Raw genomic sequence first — 17709 nt, 5'->3', positions numbered from 1 at the left:
AGAATGACCGATTTTACATTGAATAAAGACGCCGACGGCATCGCCACGATCACATGGGACGTGCCGGACAAAAGCATGAACGTGATGTCCTTTGACGGGTTGCGCGATCTGGAGAAGCATATCGACGACGCGCTGGCCGATGACGCCGTGAAGGGCATCGTCATCACCTCGGGCAAGGAAGGGTCTTTCGCCGGGGGATGGACCTGAACCTGCTGGCCAAGATGAAGGAAGACGCGGGCGACGATCCGGCCAAGGGGCTTTTCGAGGGCACGATGCAGATGCACGCTCTGCTGCGCAAGATCGAGCGCGCGGGCATGGACCCCAAGACCAACAAGGGCGGCAAGCCCATGGCCTGCGTGATCCCCGGCACCGCCGCGGGCATCGGGCTGGAACTGCCGCTGGCCACGCATCGCACCTTTGCGGCGGATAGCCCGAAGGCGCGGATTGGCCTGCCGGAAATCCTTGTGGGCATCTTCCCCGGGGCCGGTGGCACCACGCGGATGGTGCGCAAGCTCGGCGCGATGGCGGCCTCGCCCTTCCTCTTGGAAGGCAAAATGGTCGCCCCTGCTGCTGCCCAGAAGGCCGGCATTATTGATGAGGTCAGCGAAGACCCGATGGCCGCGGCACGCGACTGGGTGCTGAATGCCAAGGACGCCGATATGGTGAAGCCGTGGGATGCCAAGGGTTATAAAATGCCCGGCGGCGCGCCTTATCATCCGGCGGGTTTCATGACGTTCGTCGGCGCCAGTGCGATGGTCAACGGCAAGACACAGGGCGTTTACCCGGCGGCCAAAGCGCTTTTGTCGGCGGTCTACGAAGGCGCGCTGGTGCCTTTCGACACGGCTCTGAAAATCGAAGCGCGTTGGTTCACCAATGTGCTGATGAACCCCTCCTCGGGCAATATGATCCGCTCGCTCTTCCTTAACAAAGAAGCGCTTGAGAAAGGTGCCGTGCGCCCCGAAGGCGTGCCGGACCAGCGCGTGAAGAAACTGGGCGTGCTGGGTGCGGGCATGATGGGCGCGGGCATTACGCTGGTGTCGGTTCAGGCGGGCATCGAGGTCGTGCTGATCGACCAAACCCAAGAAGCCGCCGACAAGGGCAAGGCCTATTCCGCGAGCTATTTCGACAAGGGCATCGCCCGGAAGAAATCGACCGAAGAGAAGAAGGCCAAAGCGCTCGACTTGATCACCGCGACCACCGATCTGGATGCGCTCAAGGGCTGCGACCTGATCATCGAAGCGGTGTTTGAAGACCCCAAGGTCAAGGCCGAGATGACCCAGAAGGTCGAAGCCGTGATCCCCGAGGATTGCATCTTTGCCTCCAACACTTCGACCCTGCCGATCACCGATCTGGCGAAGGCGTCGAGCCGTCAGGAGCAGTTCATCGGCATCCACTTCTTCTCTCCGGTCGAGAAGATGTTGCTGGTGGAAATCATCAAGGGCGCTGAGACCGGCGACCGGGCCGTGGCCAAGGCGCTCGACTATGTGCGCCAGATCCGCAAGACCCCAATCGTGGTCAACGACGCGCGCTTTTTCTACGCCAACCGCTGCATCATTCCCTACATCAACGAAGGTGTGCGCATGGTGCAGGAGGGTGTTGAGCCTGCGCTGATCGAGAATGCGGCCAAGCTCGTCGGCATGCCGCTTGGGCCATTGCAGTTGATGGATGAGACCTCGATCGATCTGGGCGCCAAGATTGCCCGTGCCACCAAGGCGGCGATGGGGGCAGACTATCCCAACGACGATATCGACCCGCTGGTGTTCTGGATGGAGAAAGAGGGCCGTCTGGGCCGCAAGGCGAATGCCGGTTTCTACAGCTATGACGCCAAGGGCAAGCGGATCGGTCTGTGGCAGGGCATGGGCGACAAATACCCCGTGGCCGAGGAACAGCCCGATCTGATCGAAGTGCAGCACCGTCTGCTGTTCTCGCAGACGCTGGAAGCCGTGCGCGCGCTGGAGGAAGGCGTGTTGATGGACATCCGTGAGGGTGACGTCGGTGCGATCCTTGGCTGGGGCTTTGCGCCTTGGTCCGGTGGGCCGCTGAGCTGGCTCGACATGATCGGCGCGCCCTATGCGGCGGAGCGTTGTGATCAGTTGACCGAGAAGTTCGGTGAGCGGTTTACTTGCCCCGAGTTGCTGCGCGAGATGGCCCAGAAGAACCAGTCGTTCTACGGTCGGTTCAACCCGGACGCCAGCAAGGCAGCATAAAAGATCGGGGCGCTTCGGCGCCCCTTTTTCGTAGAGCTATGAGGGCCATCGCCTGCCCGCGGGTCGGCGATCCAAGGTGGCCTCGTGCCACTTTATGGCGCAGCAGTGATGTGTGCCCGCAAAGTACCGCCCAGCCTCGCCAAATCGCCTAACCGGGGGCGGGCAGGCGATGGCCCGGCGCCTGCGGCTTGATTCCGGGCCTAGGGGCCGTCGGCAGCGTAGCCAAATCGCGCGATATCCTCGGCGCAAACCTCCGCCACAATATCGCGCAACTCAGGCGTATAGGCCGCAGCTCCCTCAGAGGCATTCACTCGCGGCAATTCCAATTCAAAACCCAGATGCTCGAACAACGGCTGCGCATCCGCTGGGAAATGCTCCAACCGAATATAGAGATCACAACGCTCCCGCCCCGCCGCATCCGCCATATACCGCCGCGCTGGCCAAGCGCGCAGGCTGGCCTGCGTCTGCGGATGCCGCAAAAACCCCGCGAAATCCGACTGCTTCGCCAGACCCACCGCCGGATGATCAAACCCCTGCCCGCGCAGCCAGCGGTAATAGCTCGCCACCCGGTCCCAAGGGTTGCGCACCAGCGTGAAGCGAAACAGCCCATCCAACTCCTCAGGCCGCAGCAGCCCGTCGACATCCGCCAGCGTTGAGTGTTTCCAGAGCCGCCCCGCCGCCTGCACGCCTTGCAACCGCCGCCGCCGTTTCAGCGCCTTCGGCGTGTCACCCAGCATCAGGTCGTCCTTCATCGCCCGCCCTTCCAAAGCCAGCGCGAGCGAGGTGCCCCCGTTTTGGGGATATGCACAAAGACATAGCGACGGCCCCGGCTGATGATCACTCCACCGCCTCCGGCGCACGTAGGGTAGACGGCTCATCACTGCGCAGCGCGATGACCGCCCCCGCCAGTGCAATCAACGCCATGCCCGCAAAGCCCATGGGCGGCACCTGCTGGTCCCATAGGACATAGGCCCAAAAGCTGGCGAAAATCAGCAGGGAGTATTCGAAAATGGCGACATGTCCGGCCTCGCCCAATTGGTAGCCGCGCACCAGAAACCCGATGCCGATGAGCGAGCCTACCGCTTGCACCGCGATCCAGAACCACATCGCGCCATCCAGCGGCCCCCATGTGCGGCTGACGAAACCTTCGGGCCCTGCCACCTCCGCACCCGGCAAAACCATGACACCGATGCCGCCCATGACCGCCAACATGCCGAAAAAGCCTGCGGTCATGACCATCGTGCTCTCCCCTTCGCACCATGCCCGCGTCGCCACGGCGCCGATCGCATAGAGCGCCCCGGCCAAGAGCGGCAGAAAGGCCACGGGGTCAAGATCGCTCGGGTCGGGGCGGATCACCATCAACGCCCCGGCAAAGCCCACCGCCACGGCCCCCACCGCCATGGCCCGACACGCTTGCCTTGGAACAGGGCCGAGATCATCAGCACGAAGAGCGGCGAGGTGAAAAGCCCGGCCACCACCACGCCGATGGGCAAAAAGGCCAGACAGCCGAAATAGATCAACATGGCCCCGGCCTGAAACAGGCTGCGGCCCGCCACGGCCCAGAACCGCTTTGGCCGCAGGATGCCGAAACCAAGGGCCGCCAGCACCATCAGAATGGCCACCGCCATAACACCGCGCACAAAATGAAACTGCCAGAGCGAGCCGCGCTCGGTTATGAAGGGGACGAAGTTATCCGTAAGCCCCAAAGCCGCCATACCGCTTACGGCGCAAAGCGCCGCCAAGCCTGATTTCACCGCTGCGTCTTGCATCTGCCCTCCTTTTCGCTCCTGCCCTCTTTTCAAAGTCACGTCGCGGCAGCAATACTCAACCCCAAATCGCAACCAATGCCTTGGGAGGGGTCACATGGGGTGGATGACGGATGAGCGCGGGCTTGAAAAATGCGCAGCGAATTTTGTGGCGCTAACGCCACTGTCGCATCTGCGCCGGGCGGCAGAGGTCTTCGCCGGGCAAACCGCGGTGATCTACGGTGACCACCGCGTCACCTATGCCCAGTACCATGACCGCTGCACCCGCCTTGCCGCCTTGTTGGCCGAGATCGGCGTGGCTCCGGGCGACGTGGTCGCGACCCTGATCCCCAACCTGCCCGCGCAGGCCGAGGCGCATTTTGGCGTGCCGGCCTGCGGGGCCGTGCTCAACACCATCAACATCCGCCTCGACCCTAAAACGGTGGCCTATATCCTCGACCACGGAGGGGCCAAGGTGCTGCTCGTCGATACGGAATTCCTGCCGCTGGCCGAAGACGCTTGCGCGCGGATGGACGGCACATGCCCTGCGATCATCGAAGTGCCCGACCCCGCCGTCGGCCTCCTCCCAGCGGGCGGCATCCGCAATACGAAGACCTGCTGGCTGAGGCCAATCCGAACTTTAGCTGGATCATGCCCGACGACGAATGGGAGAGCCTCGCGCTGAACTATACCTCCGGCACCACCGGGCGGCCCAAGGGCGTGGTCTATCACCACCGCGGGGCCTATCTGATGACCATGGGCACGGTCGTCTCTTGGCAGATGGTGCTGCGCCCGGTTTTCATGCAGATCGTGCCGCTGTTTCACTGCAACGGCTGGAACCACACTTGGATGATGCCACTGCTGGGCGGCACGCTGGTCTGCTGCCGCGACATCACAGCGGGCGCGATCTATGACGCCATCGCGGATCACGGGGTCACCCATTTCGGCGGTGCGCCCATCGTGCTGAACATGCTGGTCAACGCGGGTGAGGAAAACCGACGCGCCTTCGATCACCCCGTCGAAGTCTTCACCGCAGGCGCGCCCCTGCCCCCGCGACCTTGTCGAAGATCGAGAAACTGGGTTTTAACGTCACGCAGGTCTACGGGCTGACCGAGACCTTTGGCCATGTCACCGAATGTCTGTGGCAAGGCGATTGGGACGGGCTGCCCGAGGCTGAGCGCGCCGGGATCAAAGCCCGCCAAGGCATCGCCATGCCGATGATGGAAGAGATCACGGTGATGGACGCCGAGATGGCCCAGACCCCGCGCGACGGCACCGCACAGGGCGAAATCATGATCCGCGGCAATGCGGTAATGAAAGGCTACTTCAAGAACCCCGAGGCCACCGCCGAAGCCTTTGCGGGCGGTTACTTCCATTCCGGCGACATCGCGGTGCAGCATCCCGACGGCTATATCCAGATCGCCGACCGCGCCAAGGACATCATCATCTCCGGCGGAGAGAATATCTCAAGCGTTGAAGTCGAAGGCGTGCTGATGGGCCACGGCGCGGTCAATCTGGCTGCCGTGGTGGCCCAACCGCATGAAAAATGGGGCGAGGTGCCCTGCGCCTTTGTCGAGTTGAAGCCGGGGTCGGAGGCCAGCCAAGAGGCGCTGATCGCCTTTGCCCGCGAACGTCTTGCCGGGTTCAAAACGCCCAAGCGGGTGATTTTCGGGGAGTTGCCCAAGACCTCCACCGGGAAGATCCAGAAGTTTGAACTGCGCAAGCAGGCGGCGGACCTCTAAGGCGGGGCATTATGTCACCTGCCATTGCTGATCCCGCAGCGCGTGGTAGAGTGGCGAAAACTGACAGGCCCGCAGCAGAACCCCATGACCGCCTTGACAAAATACGCCCGGCTCGAAGCGACGGGCCTTTGGCGCGCCACGCCCGATGCGCAGCGGCGCGAGGTGATCGTCTCTATCGGTGATGCGACACTGGTGATCAGCGATCTCAAGGATCAGGCGCTGACCCATTGGTCGCTGGCTGCCGTCGACAGGACCAATCCCGGCCAGACCCCCGCGCTCTATCATCCGGACGGCGATCCGGGAGAGACGCTGGAACTGCCCGACAATGAAACCGAGATGATTGAGGCCATCGAAAAGCTGCGCCGCGCCATTAGCCGCAGCCGCCCGAAGCCGGGCCGCTTGCGGTGGGTGGGCATGGTCGCCTCTGTCGCCGTGGTGGCGGCGCTGGCGGTCTTTTGGATGCCCGGCGCGCTGCGCGATCACGCGATCAAAGTGGTCCCAGAGGTCAAGCGCGTCTCATTGGGCACGGCGCTGCTGAAGCGGCTTGAACGGGTGTCCGGCCCCGCCTGCGAAAGCCCCGGCGGCAGTGCCGCGCTGTCGCGGCTCACCAAACGCTTGGAGGTGGGGCGCGTGGCGATCCTGCCCGATATGACCCGCGCCAGCCTGCATCTGCCGGGGCGTCTTATCGTACTCGACCGCGCGGTGCTGGAGGATTACGAAGAACCCGATGTTGCTGCGGGCTATGTGCTCACCGAAGATGTGGCACGCAGCGAACATGACCCGCTGCGCGCGCTGCTAGAGGCCGTGGGCCTGCGCGAAAACTTCCGCCTGCTGACCACCGGCGATATCTCTTCGGAAGCGCTGGACGCCTATGCCGAGCAACTGCTGATGCGCCCCGCCGCGACACCGAAAGTCGACGCCCAGTTGGCACGTTTTGCCAAGGCCGAGTTGCGCAGCAAACCCTATGCATTTGCCCGCGACATCACCGGCGAAAGCACCCTGCCCCTGATCGAAGGCGACCCGATGAACGGCAAGCTGACCGCGCCGCTGATGTCGGATGCCGATTGGCTGCGACTGCAAAGCATCTGCGGCGGCTGACTGAACGATCCGCCAAAAAAGGCCAGCCGGGGGACACCACGGCTGGCCTTTTTGCTTGTCCTTGCAACGCGCTTAGCGGCGCAGATAGGCGTCCCGGTATCCCGCCCGGCGCAGCTGACCAAGCGCCGCTTGGGCCGAGCCACCTGCGATGGGGCCCGCCTGAACGCTGTGATAGGTCTTGCCGCCGCGTGTCTGTTTGCCGATGCGGGCAGGCATGCCCATGGATGCGATCTGACGCGCCGCGCGCTGCGCATTGGCTGGGCTACCAAAGACACCAACCTGCACATAGCCTGCCTTGGTGCTGACCTGCGCCGCCGGGGCCGACCGGCTCGAATAGACCGGTGCAGCCTTAACCGGCGCGGTCTTCACCGGCGCTCTCTTGACGGGGCGGGCATCGCGGTGGATCGGCGCGGCATTGCGGTAGCGCAGAACACGTTTCACCACTTGGCCGTCCCGTTCAACAATCTTGACCACCCCCAGTTTGCGGCGCTGCGTTTCGATATCGAGATAGGGGTAGATCAGCGGCACTTTGGCGGTCACATCTTCGCCAGTGGCCTTGTTCACCAAACGGCGCGGCACGGTCTGGGTCCAGACCAGCAGCATATCGGCGCGGCCTTCCAAGGTCTGCTCGGCGCGGTGCGGGTTCAGACGGTCGTCCTCCCAGACCTTACGATAGCCGTGGGGAACTTTGACGTTTGTCGTGTTCAGACGGTTGATCGCCACATGTTTCGGCACGATCCGTGTCTGGGTGCCCACGGCCCGGGCAGGCGGCGCGCTGACCACCGGCGCGGCAACCACGGCGGGGGCGACGACACGTGCGGGCGCTGCAGCCACGCCGGGCATCATCCCTGCGCTACGGTAAGGCTGAGGGGCCGTGCCGCGCTGTGGGGTGGTGGGCGCAAGACGGCCTGTCACGATAGGTTCGGCCTGCGGGCCACAACGCACGCTATAGCCATCCCCGCGCCGCATATAGCGCTGCGACAGAGGCGAAGCGCCGGGGCAAGCGGTGACGAACCCAGCCGGTGCCGGAGCAGCCAGAGCGACGGGTTTGCTCGGCACCACGGGCACGGGGCGCGGTGCGGTTTCGCGCACGACTTTGGGGGCGGATGCGCGAACCGGGGCCGGAGCCACACGGCGCACCACCTTTTGCGGTGCGGGCCGGGCCACGGGGGCTTGCGGTTTCACCTTGGGCGCTTGCACTTCGGCGACGCGGGTCGGCGGCGTTTTGGCGGGGGCGGCTTCGACCTTGGTCTTCGCTGCTGTTGTCGCCTGTGCAGCCGCCACTTGCACGCCGTTCGTGGGCTGGAAACCACAGATCTGCTGGCGCGCGCGGCTCATGCGGGGGACCCATGACACATCGCCGTCGATGCCCGCACGGATGAACACACATCCCGCGCTGTCGACATATTGCTTGCCCTTGTAGGAAGACGGCGGAAACTCCGCTGGCTGGCTGCGGCTGTCTTGCGCTTGGGTCTGCGATCCGCCGACGCCCAAAGCGGCCACGATCACTGCCATGGCAATACTTTTGGTAAGTGTCATCTAATGCCCCCACACTATCTAGTAGAACGATGCCTCAGCGCGCGGCCTGAGTAAAGCACCACGCGCTGAATAGCGAAACTTACCGGATCACTTTGTGCCGAACATCCGGTCGCCCGCGTCGCCCAGACCCGGAATGATATAGCCCTTCTCGTTCAGCGCCTCATCCAGCGAGGCCGTGACGATGCGCACGTCCGGATGCGCGGCCTTCATCGTGGCCACACCTTCGGGCGAGGCGAGCAGGCAAAGGAAGATGATGTTGGTGGCCCCGGCCTCTTTCAGCAGGTTGATCGCCGCGACCGAGGAGTTGCCGGTGGCCAGCATCGGATCCACAGCAATGACCAGACGATCTTCCATCGCCTCGGGCACCTTGAAGTAATACTGCACCGGCTGCAGTGTCTCTTCGTCACGGTAAAGACCAACAAAACCGACCCGTGCCGAGGGGATCAGCTCCAGAACCCCGTCCATCAGCCCGTTGCCCGCCCGCAGGATCGAGATCAGCGCAAGCTTCTTGCCGTCGAGCGTCGGCGCGTCCATCTCCTGCATCGGGGTCTCGACCCGTTTGGTCGTCATCGGCAGGCCGCGCGTTACCTCATAGGCCAAAAGCTGGCTGATCTCGCGCAGCAATTGCCGGAAGGCGGCGGTCGAGGTGGTTTTGTCGCGCATGATGGTCAGCTTGTGCTGCACCAGCGGATGGTCAACGATCGTCAGATGATTGGGGGTATCGGTCATGCGGCAGGCTCCTTTATTTGCCTCGCTTCTAGCCGCACAAGCGCCCCGCTCGCAAGCAAAGGCTGCGCGGCTAGGCTGGCACCTCTACCCCCAGATGCCCGGCGACAAGCGCTGCCACATCAGCAAAACCGATCTGACCCAGCTCCCCTGCCCCGGTCCCGGCGACCAGCACCGGCACCCTTTCGCGCGTGTGATCGCTGCCTGCCCATGTCGGATCATTGCCGTGATCCGCCGTCACGACCAGCATGTCCCCCTCGCGCAGCGCGGCGATCACCTTGCCGATCTCGGTGTCGAACCACTCCAACGCGCGGGCATAGCCCGACACATCGCGGCGGTGACCATAAAGGCTGTCGAACTCCACGAAATTGGCAAAGGTCAGGCTGCCGTCTTCGGCCTCTTCCACCAGATCATGCAGGTGTTCCATCAGCTTGGCATCCGGCCCTTTGCGCAATTCATCAATGCCTTGCATGGTAAAGATGTCGCCGATCTTGCCCACCGCATAGACCCGCCCACCGGCGTTTTGCACCCAATTGGTCAGCACTGGTTTCGGCGGCATGATGGCATAGTCGCGGCGGTTCGCGGTGCGCTGGAATGCGCCCGGTTCGCCGGTGAAAGGCCGCGCGATGACACGGCCCACCTTCATCTCATGCAGGCGGGGTGCGATGTCTTCGCAAAGCTTCAGCAAACGGTCGAGGCCAAAGGTCTCTTCATGCGCGGCGATCTGGAAAACACTGTCGGCTGAGGTATAGCAGATCGGCCAGCCGCTTTCGCAATGCGCCGCCCCCAGCCGCTCAATGATCGCCGTGCCTGAGGCATGACAATTGCCCAAGATGCCATCGGTGCCCGCCAGCCGCGCGACCTCTTCGGTCAGGTCGGCCGGAAAGGCCGGTGTTTCATCCGGGAAGTATTGCCAAGCCCAAGGCACCGGCAACCCCGCCAATTCCCAATGACCCGAAGGGGTATCCTTGCCCTGCGAAACCTCCGTCGCAGCACCCCAGCGGCCCTCTGGTGTCGCCCCCAAACCCGGCGCTTCCATCCCGCTGGCGAGCGTCAGCGCGGCACCCAGCCCCAACCGGTCAAGATGCGGCAGGACAAGCGGTCCGCTGCGGCCCTCTTCGGCCTCTCCCGCGGCACAGGACTGCGCGATATGGCCCAGCGTGTTGGCCCCGGTATCGGGCAGATCGCCGTTAAAGAAATCCCCCGCGTCCGGCGCGCCGCCGATGCCCACGGAATCGATCACGACCAAGAATGCACGTCCCATCAGCCGATCCTTTCCAAAATCAATTCCGGCGCTTTGATCGGCGTATCGCCCAGCGTAATTGCCGCCAAAACCGCCGCCTCTGCCGCATCCGCCGCCTCTGGCCCCGCCGCATGGATCAGTGCCAAGGGCTGGCCCGCAGGGACCTCATCGCCCAAGCGCAGCACTTCCGACAGGCCCACTGCCGGGTCGATCTGGTACGCTTCAATCACCCGGCCACCGCCAAGATTGACCACCGCCATCCCAAGCGCCGCGCCGTCGATCTCGCTGACGGTGCCGCCGCGCGGCGCAGGCACAGCGCGGATCACCGGAGCTTTGGGCAGGATGCGCCCCCAGTTTTCGGCGAAATCGGCGGGCGCGCCCATGGCGCTCAGCATCCGAGTGAAATGTTCCAATGCGCGGCCATCGCGGACCGCCGCGCGCAGGGCATCGGCCCCGGCCTCGGCACTCGCGGCCAAACCGCCATTGGCAAGCAGACCACCCCTAGTTCAGCCGTTACATCAAGGATTGGCCCGGTGGCCGCTCCGGTTAACACCCGCATCACCTCGGCCACTTCCAGCGCGTTGCCAAGGCTCGGCACCAGCGGCTGGTTCATGTCGCTGATCACCGCCGTTGTGGGGCAACCCGCCGCCGTGGCGGTGCCGCTCAGCGCTTCGGCCAAGGCGCGCGCCTGCGACAGTTCTTTCATGAAAGCGCCCGAGCCGACCTTTACATCCAGCACCAGCCCATCCAGCCCAGCGGCGAGCTTTTTCGACAGGATCGAGGCGGTGATCAGATCGAGCGATCCACGGTCGAGGTCACATCCCGCACCGCATAAAGCCGCCGATCCGCCGGGGCGATGTCGCCGCTGGCGCTGACGATGGCGCAGCCCACATCCCGCACGACCGCGCGAAACTGCGCCTCTTCCAACTGGGTGCTGACGCCGGGGATCGCCTCCAGCTTATCCAGCGTGCCGCCCGTGTGCCCCAAACCCCGGCCCGAGATCATCGGCACGTAAGCGCCGCAAGCCGCCAGCGCCGGGGCAAGGATCAGCGACACGCAATCGCCCACGCCGCCGGTGGAGTGTTTGTCGAGCACCGGACCGTCCAAATCCCAGTCCAACACCTGCCCCGAATCGCGCATCGCAAGGGTCAAGGCCACCCGGCCCTGCTGGTCCAATCCATTGAGGCAGATGCCCATGGCAAAGGCCCCGGCCTGCGCGTCGCTGACACGGCCGTCGGACAGCGCTCGGGCCATCCACGTCAGCGCCTCTGCGTCCAGTGCCTCTCCATGGCGCAGCCGCGCCAGAATATCTCGCGCGCTCATGGGGTTAACCCTGCATATGGGCGGCGCCAAAGGCCCCGGAAGCAGGTCGCCCATGGTCATCTGCTGCTCTTTGCCCGCCACGGTCGCCATGGTCACCGACACCTTGTCGCCCGAAAACTCGGCCAGTTTCTGACGGCAGCCGCCGCAGGGGGTCACCGGCAGATCGCTGCCCGCCACCACATAGACCTCGGCGATGTCACGCTCGCCCGCTGCGACCATGGCGGCAATCGCCCCAGCCTCGGCACAGGTGCCCTGCGGGTAGGCGACGTTTTCGACATTGCAGCCGCTGAATACCGCGCCCGACGCCGTGCGGATCGCCGCACCGACCTTGAAATTCGAATAGGGCGCATGGGCATTTTCCCGCACCATCACAGCCGCTTCGCGCAAATCAGTCATTAGGCTCTCCCCTTTTCTCGGACTATAGAAAATTGCCCCGCCCTGTGCGATGCAAAACCACATGTCACCTCAATCGCCTCATAAAGCCTGCGTAAAATGACCTGCAAGGACGACGCTGGGGCAAAGCCACCCGCCGCCAAGACCGACCCGCCCAAATGCCGCTTTGCTTGCGCGCAAAAATTAGTTTAACGCTAAACCATTATTCGGGAGGAGCATGAACGATGTCCGACACCCCCAACTTGCGCCAAGCAGCATTAGACTACCACGAACACCCCCGGCCCGGTAAGCTGGAGGTCCGCGCGACCAAACCACTGGCCAATGGCCGCGATCTGGCGCGCGCCTATTCGCCCGGCGTGGCCGAGGCCTGCATCGAGATCAAGAACGACCCCGACACCGCCGCCCGCTATACCTCGCGCGGCAATCTGGTGGCCGTGGTCACCAATGGCACCGCGGTGCTGGGGCTGGGCAATATCGGCGCGCTGGCCTCGAAACCGGTGATGGAGGGCAAGGCCGTGCTCTTTAAGAAATTCGCCAATATCGACTGTTTCGACATCGAGCTGGACCAAGCCGACCCCGAAAAATTGGCCGAGATCGTCTGCGCGATGGAGCCGAGTTTCGGCGCGATCAACCTCGAAGACATCAAAGCCCCCGATTGTTTCGTCGTCGAGAAAATCTGCCGTGAGCGAATGAACATCCCCGTTTTCCACGATGACCAACACGGCACCGCCATCGTCGTCGGCGCGGCTGCGAAAAACGCGCTACATGTGGCGGGTAAGAAGTTCGAGGACATCAAGATCGTCTCGACCGGTGGCGGGGCGGCGGGGATCGCCTGCCTCAACATGCTGCTGAAACTCGGCGTGAAGCGCGAGAACGTCTGGCTGTGTGACATCAACGGGCTGGTCTATGAAGGCCGGACCGAGGACATGAACCCCAGCAAAGCGGAATATGCGCAGAAGTCCGATCTGCGCACGCTGGACGATGTGATCGACGGGGCGGACCTTTTTCTTGGCCTGTCGGGCCCCGGCGTGCTGTCGCCTGAAATGGTCGCGAAGATGGCCAAACGCCCGATCATCTTTGCGCTGGCGAACCCGACGCCCGAAATTCTACCCGATCTTGCCCGCGCCGTGGCACCCGACGCGATTATCGCCACAGGGCGCAGCGATTTTCCCAACCAAGTCAACAACGTGCTCTGCTTCCCCTTCATCTTCCGGGGCGCGCTGGATGTGGGCGCGACCACGATCAACGACGAGATGAAGATCGCCTGTATCGATGGTATCGCCGCCCTCGCCCGCGCGACGACAAGTGCTGAGGCGGCAGCGGCCTACCAAGGCGAACAGCTGACCTTTGGCGCGGAATACCTGATCCCGAAACCCTTCGATCCGCGCCTCATCGGTGTGGTATCCTCTGCCGTGGCCAAGGCCGCGATGGAGACGGGCGTGGCGGCGCGGCCCATCGAAGACCTCGACGCTTACAAACGCAAACTTGACGGGTCGGTGTTCAAATCCGCGCTGATCATGCGGCCGGTCTTCGAATCCGCCCGCTCCTCCCCCGCCGTCTGGTCTTTGCCGAAGGCGAGGACGAGCGCGTGCTGCGCGCAGCGCAAGCGATCATCGAAGAGACGGTGGAACGGCCCATCCTCATTGGCCGCCCCGAGGTGATCGAACGGCGCATCGAAAAGGCCGGGCTGAACCTGCAACTGGGTCAGAACGTCGATCTGGTGAACCCCGAAAACGACCCGCGCTACCGCGACTATTGGGAGACCTATCACAGCCTGATGTGCCGCCGCGGCGTCAGTCCCGACATCGCGCGGGCGATCATGCGCACCAACACCACCGCCATCGGCGCGGTCATGGTGCATCGCGGAGAGGCCGACAGCCTGATCTGTGGCACTTTTGGCGAGTTTGGCTGGCATCTGAACTACGTCAATCAGGTGCTGGGCCGCGACGGTTTCCGCCCGCATGGCGCGCTTTCGATGATGATTCTCGAAGACGGGCCGCTTTTCATCGCGGATACGCAGGTGAACCTACACCCCACCCCCGAACAGATCGCCGAGATCGCCATCGGGGCTGCCCGCCACGTCCGGCGCTTTGGGATTGAGCCGAAAGTCGCGCTGTGTTCGCAAAGCCAGTTTGGCAATCAGGGCGAAGGGTCGGGCAAACGTCTGCGCGCGGCGCTGCAAATCCTCGACGCAGGCAACCACGATTTCGTCTATGAAGGCGAGATGAACATCGACACCGCGCTTGATCCAGAATTGCGCGCGCGGCTGCTGCCTTGCAACCGGATGGAAGGGGCCGCCAATGTGCTGGTCTTCGCCCATGCCGATGCCGCCTCGGGCGTGCGTAACATCCTGAAAATGAAGGGCGATGGGCTTGAGGTTGGGCCGATCCTGATGGGGATGGGCAACCGGGCGCATATCGTCTCGCCCTCAATCACCGCGCGCGGGCTGCTCAATGTGGGCGCCATCGCGGGCACCCCGGTCGCGCATTACGGCTAAGCCCCCAAGCCAAACGCCGCCCCCTTCGGGGGACGGCGCTGCGTGGTCGGGGATAGGTTTATTTACGGGGCGTGGCGGGTTTGATGTCCGCGACGGAGGACGGGGCCTTGGCGGCGGGTTTTGCCGCGGCCTTGGCTTGCTTCTTCTTGTTGCTGATTTTGTCACCCATGGTCGGGCCCTTTGTCATGCGAGGGGCGCTGGCCTCATGCCGCGCCTAACCTCATCATGACAAGAATCCTGCCGCAAACTGATCCGTTTTCGACCGAGATGTCGCAAACAACGCGCCGCCCCGAGAGGCGGCGCAATGCCGCTTAGAACCGCCAGTTGAACGCGCGGCTAACGCCGATGCGCATGGTCCATTGATCATCAGAACCGGCCTGCGTGATCGGGCTGTCGGCGGCGTCATTCAGCAGACGCTGATAGGCCACGGCCCCCTCAAGCGCCCATGCCTCGTCCAGACGGTAGGTCGCCTGCACTTCGACGCCCGCCCCCAGCAGGCCGCCTTCGGCCTCATAGGCCGCCAAGGTCGGTGTGGCCGTGTCGACGCCGAAATAAGTGTCGGCATAGGTGTCATTGCCAAGGCTGAAACGCGGGCCTGCGGTGATGGTCCAACGCTCATCGGGGCGGAAAATCAGGTCAGCGCCGATGTCGCCGGTCACGCCTTCATGCCCGCCAAACCCTTGGCGCACTTTGCCGAAGACCTGCCAGTTCACCTCGCGGTAGACCACGCCAAAGCCCAGTTCGACCGCCGCATCGATGTCCTCAAGCCCCGCCAGTTCGGGGTGATCGGAACTGTCACGCTCGCCCAGATAGCGGAACGCGCCAGTAAAGCCGAAACCCGTTTTGGGCGCTTCACCGATGTTGGTGCCGATCTTGCGCCCGCCCCATTCGAGCGAGCCAAAGGTAAAGGCCAAATCCGGCGTCGCGCGGTAGCTGCTGGCGCCCGGATAATCAGGTGCCGCCCCCACCCCGCCGCGCAGGGCGAAGTTGAAGGAACGGTCCTGCGCCGCCACCGGCAGCGCGGCAACCATGGCGAGGCAGGAAGCAAGGGGCAGAGAAAGGGCGAGACGCATGTGGGCAGGCTCCAAAGGTAATAGGGTTTCGGGGCAATCTAGCATGACGCGCCGCAACTGACAGGAACAATAGCGATCCGCTTGCCGAAATCTTTCTAAGCGGCCAGAGTGGCTGGAAATATTTGCGCGTCAGTACAGCTATACCCGGCCCGCGGGTTTGCCGCACAGTGCAACAGGAGGAGGAACACCATGGGATACCGTGACACCTACGACCGCTGGCAGGCCGATCCGGAAGCCTATTGGCTGGAGCAGGCAGAGACGATCGATTGGGACATCGCGCCGACGCGCGCGCTGTATGACCGGGGCGACCATATCTATGAGTGGTTCGCGGATGCCAGTGTAAACACCTGCTACAACGCTGTGGACCGCCATGTCGAACAGGGCAACGGCAAGCGCGTGGCGATCATCTATGACAGCCCGATCACCGGCAAAAAATCGACCCTGACCTATAGCGAGTTGCAGGCCCATGTCGCCTCCCTCGCCGGGGCATTGGTGGCGCAAGGTGTGGAAAAAGGCGACCGCGTGGTGATCTATATGCCCATGGTCCCCGAAGCGGTGGAGGCGATGCTGGCCTGCGCACGGATTGGCGCGATCCATTCGGTGGTCTTTGGCGGTTTTGCCTCAAGCGAGCTGGCGGTGCGGATCGACGATTGCAAACCCAAGGCGATCTTCGCCGCCTCTTGCGGGGTCGAGCCATCGCGCGTGGTCGATTACAAACCCTTGCTGGACGGGGCTATCGAACAGGCCACGCATAAGCCCGACACCTGCATCATCCTGCAACGCGGCCAGAAACCCTGTGAGTTGAACCCCGAGCGGGACATCGATTGGTATGCCGCCCAAGACGGCGTGCGCCCGGCCCCATGCGTTCCGGTTGAGGGGAACCACCCCGCCTATATCCTTTACACCTCCGGCACCACCGGCGCGCCCAAAGGCGTGGTGCGCCCCACCGCGGGACATTTGGTGGCGCTCAACTGGACGATGAAGAACATCTATAACGTCAATCCGGGAGAGGTGTTCTGGGCCGCGTCGGACGTGGGCTGGGTCGTGGGCCACAGCTACATCTGCTACGCGCCGCTGATTGCGGGCAACACCACCGTGGTGTTCGAAGGCAAGCCCGTGGGCACCCCCGACGCAGGCACCTTCTGGCGAGTGATCGAAGAGCATGGCGTGTCGAGCTTCTTCACCGCCCCCACCGCGATCCGCGCCGTAAAACGCGAAGACCCCAAGGGCGAAGAGATCAAGAAATACGATCTGTCGAGCCTGCGTGCGCTTTACCTCGCGGGGGAACGGGCCGATCCGGATACCGTCGAATGGGCGCAAGAAAAGCTGGGCAAGCCAGTCTACGATCATTGGTGGCAGACGGAAACCGGCTATACCATTGTCGGCAACCCGGCGGGGCTTGAGGCGCTGCCGGTCAAGGTCGGCTCCCCCACCGTGCCGATGCCGGGCTATGACGTGCAAATTTTGGATGACCGGGGCGAACCGCTCCCTGCCGGAGAGTTGGGCGCGATTGCCATCAAGCTCCCCCTGCCCCCCGGCACCCTGCCCGGCCTGTGGAACGCCGAAGACCGCTTTCGCAAATCCTACCTCGCAACCTTCCCCGGCTATTACGAGACCGGCGATGCGGGGCGGATTGATGAGGACGGCTATGTCTGGATCATGGCGCGCACCGATGATGTGATCAACGTCGCGGGTCACCGCCTGTCGACTGGCGCGATGGAGGAGGTTCTGGCGGGCCACCCCGATGTGGCCGAATGCGCCGTGGTGGGGGTCAGCGATGACCTCAAGGGCCAGTCGCCCGTGGGCCTTTTGTGCCTCACCAAAGGCGTCGACCGCCCGCATGAGGAAATCGTCGCGGAATGCGTCACCCGAATGCGCGAACAGATCGGCCCCGTTGCCGCCTTTAAACAGGCCGTGGTGGTGGACCGCCTGCCCAAAACCCGCTCGGGCAAGATCCTCCGCGCGACCATCGTGAAAATCGCGGATGGAGAGGATTTCAAGCCGCCCGCAACCATCGACGACCCGGCAATCTTGGACGAAATTCGTGACGCGCTGAGAGGCATCGGCTACCCGCAAAGCTAACCAATCAGACCTATGGCGGTGGACCTTTGCAGGACTGGCGC

The 17709-nt window shown here is 63.7% G+C and carries 11 protein-coding genes and 6 pseudogenes; 7 read left to right on the top strand and 10 right to left on the bottom strand.

The genetic code is table 11. From position 1 onward, the window contains the following. The first annotated feature begins 3 nt into the window (after positions 1-3). Positions 4-2207, top strand: a pseudogene (locus ACFQAU_RS11200) (3-hydroxyacyl-CoA dehydrogenase NAD-binding domain-containing protein). A 200-nt stretch (positions 2208-2407) separates the two neighbouring features. Here the strand turns inward: ACFQAU_RS11200 and ACFQAU_RS11195 are convergent. The 3 genes and pseudogenes from ACFQAU_RS11195 to ACFQAU_RS11185 form a co-directional block, all read right to left on the bottom strand. Further along, positions 2408-3048 (bottom strand): annotated as a pseudogene (locus ACFQAU_RS11195) (sulfotransferase family 2 domain-containing protein). Further along, positions 3045-3608 carry a DMT family transporter gene (locus ACFQAU_RS11190; RefSeq protein WP_386282262.1) on the bottom strand — a complete coding sequence of 188 codons (564 nt, stop codon included), beginning with the start codon at positions 3606-3608 and terminating at the stop codon, positions 3045-3047. Before ACFQAU_RS11190 ends, ACFQAU_RS11195 begins: the two are co-directional and overlap by 4 nt. Beyond that, positions 3566-3976, bottom strand: coding sequence for an EamA family transporter (locus tag ACFQAU_RS11185; RefSeq protein WP_386282259.1), 411 nt, complete (start codon positions 3974-3976; stop codon positions 3566-3568). The genes ACFQAU_RS11190 and ACFQAU_RS11185 overlap by 43 nt, the downstream gene beginning before the upstream one ends. A 94-nt stretch (positions 3977-4070) precedes the next feature. Between ACFQAU_RS11185 and ACFQAU_RS11180 the strand changes: the two genes are divergently transcribed. From ACFQAU_RS11180 to ACFQAU_RS11165, 4 genes and pseudogenes are all read left to right on the top strand, one after another. Next, positions 4071-4637, top strand: coding sequence for an AMP-binding protein (locus ACFQAU_RS11180; RefSeq protein ID WP_386282256.1), 567 nt, complete (start codon positions 4071-4073; stop codon positions 4635-4637). Continuing rightward, positions 4604-5220: pseudogene (locus ACFQAU_RS11175) on the top strand (AMP-binding protein); the annotation flags it as partial. The gene ACFQAU_RS11180 and the pseudogene ACFQAU_RS11175, both read left to right, overlap by 34 nt. Next, a complete protein-coding gene (locus tag ACFQAU_RS11170) occupies positions 5203-5694 on the top strand; it encodes an AMP-binding enzyme (protein ID WP_386283881.1) in 492 nt (163 codons plus the stop codon). The pseudogene ACFQAU_RS11175 and the gene ACFQAU_RS11170, both read left to right, overlap by 18 nt. An 84-nt stretch (positions 5695-5778) precedes the next feature. After that, positions 5779-6792, top strand: coding sequence for a hypothetical protein (locus tag ACFQAU_RS11165; protein WP_132444314.1), 1014 nt, complete (start codon positions 5779-5781; stop codon positions 6790-6792). A 72-nt stretch (positions 6793-6864) separates the two neighbouring features. Here ACFQAU_RS11165 and ACFQAU_RS11160 read toward each other — a convergent pair whose 3' ends face one another. The 5 genes and pseudogenes from ACFQAU_RS11160 to ACFQAU_RS11140 all read right to left on the bottom strand — a co-directional run. Beyond that, entirely contained in the window at positions 6865-8331 is a 1467-nt protein-coding gene (locus tag ACFQAU_RS11160; protein WP_120351686.1) for an SPOR domain-containing protein, read from the bottom strand. Positions 8332-8418: 87 nt separating this feature from the next. Next, positions 8419-9060 (bottom strand): uracil phosphoribosyltransferase, encoded by a 642-nt coding sequence (upp, locus tag ACFQAU_RS11155; RefSeq protein ID WP_067626049.1) that lies wholly within the window; start codon positions 9058-9060, stop codon positions 8419-8421. A 70-nt stretch (positions 9061-9130) separates the two neighbouring features. Continuing rightward, positions 9131-10321, bottom strand: a complete 1191-nt coding sequence (locus tag ACFQAU_RS11150) for a phosphopentomutase (protein WP_132444313.1) — start codon at positions 10319-10321, stop codon at positions 9131-9133. Then, positions 10321-11623: pseudogene (locus ACFQAU_RS11145) on the bottom strand (thymidine phosphorylase). Before ACFQAU_RS11145 ends, ACFQAU_RS11150 begins: the two are co-directional and overlap by 1 nt. Positions 11624-11710: 87 nt before the next feature. Continuing rightward, a pseudogene (locus tag ACFQAU_RS11140) lies at positions 11711-11992 on the bottom strand (cytidine deaminase); the annotation flags it as partial. 248 nt (positions 11993-12240) lie between these two features. Here ACFQAU_RS11140 and ACFQAU_RS11135 point away from each other — a divergent pair. Next, a pseudogene (locus ACFQAU_RS11135) lies at positions 12241-14513 on the top strand (NADP-dependent malic enzyme). A 58-nt stretch (positions 14514-14571) separates the two neighbouring features. Here ACFQAU_RS11135 and ACFQAU_RS11130 read toward each other — a convergent pair. Continuing rightward, positions 14572-14682, bottom strand: a complete 111-nt coding sequence (locus ACFQAU_RS11130; protein ID WP_120351690.1) for a malic enzyme — start codon at positions 14680-14682, stop codon at positions 14572-14574. A 142-nt stretch (positions 14683-14824) separates the two neighbouring features. Continuing rightward, entirely contained in the window at positions 14825-15586 is a 762-nt protein-coding gene (locus tag ACFQAU_RS11125; RefSeq protein WP_132444311.1) for a MipA/OmpV family protein, read from the bottom strand. 189 nt (positions 15587-15775) lie between these two features. Between ACFQAU_RS11125 and ACFQAU_RS11120 the strand changes: the two genes are divergently transcribed. Further along, positions 15776-17668, top strand: coding sequence for a propionyl-CoA synthetase (locus tag ACFQAU_RS11120; protein WP_132444310.1), 1893 nt, complete (start codon positions 15776-15778; stop codon positions 17666-17668). The last annotated feature ends 41 nt before the right edge of the window (positions 17669-17709 follow it).

It is taken from the genome of Sulfitobacter profundi, assembly GCF_042661425.1.
Classification (GTDB): domain Bacteria; phylum Pseudomonadota; class Alphaproteobacteria; order Rhodobacterales; family Rhodobacteraceae; genus Sulfitobacter; species Sulfitobacter profundi.
Note: the sequence above shows the minus strand (reverse complement) of the source record. Positions and strands in the feature narration are given on the sequence as shown.

Coding starts and splice junctions, on each gene's coding strand:
- ACFQAU_RS11190 (WP_386282262.1), bottom strand. CDS start 3,608: ATGGCGGTGGGGGCCGTGGCGGTGGGCTTTGCCGGGGCGTTGATGGTG.
- ACFQAU_RS11185 (WP_386282259.1), bottom strand. CDS start 3,976: ATGCAAGACGCAGCGGTGAAATCAGGCTTGGCGGCGCTTTGCGCCGTA.
- ACFQAU_RS11180 (WP_386282256.1), top strand. CDS start 4,071: ATGGGGTGGATGACGGATGAGCGCGGGCTTGAAAAATGCGCAGCGAAT.
- ACFQAU_RS11170 (WP_386283881.1), top strand. CDS start 5,203: ATGGCCCAGACCCCGCGCGACGGCACCGCACAGGGCGAAATCATGATC.
- ACFQAU_RS11165 (WP_132444314.1), top strand. CDS start 5,779: ATGACCGCCTTGACAAAATACGCCCGGCTCGAAGCGACGGGCCTTTGG.
- ACFQAU_RS11160 (WP_120351686.1), bottom strand. CDS start 8,331: ATGACACTTACCAAAAGTATTGCCATGGCAGTGATCGTGGCCGCTTTG.
- upp (WP_067626049.1), bottom strand. CDS start 9,060: ATGACCGATACCCCCAATCATCTGACGATCGTTGACCATCCGCTGGTG.
- ACFQAU_RS11150 (WP_132444313.1), bottom strand. CDS start 10,321: ATGGGACGTGCATTCTTGGTCGTGATCGATTCCGTGGGCATCGGCGGC.
- ACFQAU_RS11130 (WP_120351690.1), bottom strand. CDS start 14,682: ATGGGTGACAAAATCAGCAACAAGAAGAAGCAAGCCAAGGCCGCGGCA.
- ACFQAU_RS11125 (WP_132444311.1), bottom strand. CDS start 15,586: ATGCGTCTCGCCCTTTCTCTGCCCCTTGCTTCCTGCCTCGCCATGGTT.
- ACFQAU_RS11120 (WP_132444310.1), top strand. CDS start 15,776: ATGGGATACCGTGACACCTACGACCGCTGGCAGGCCGATCCGGAAGCC.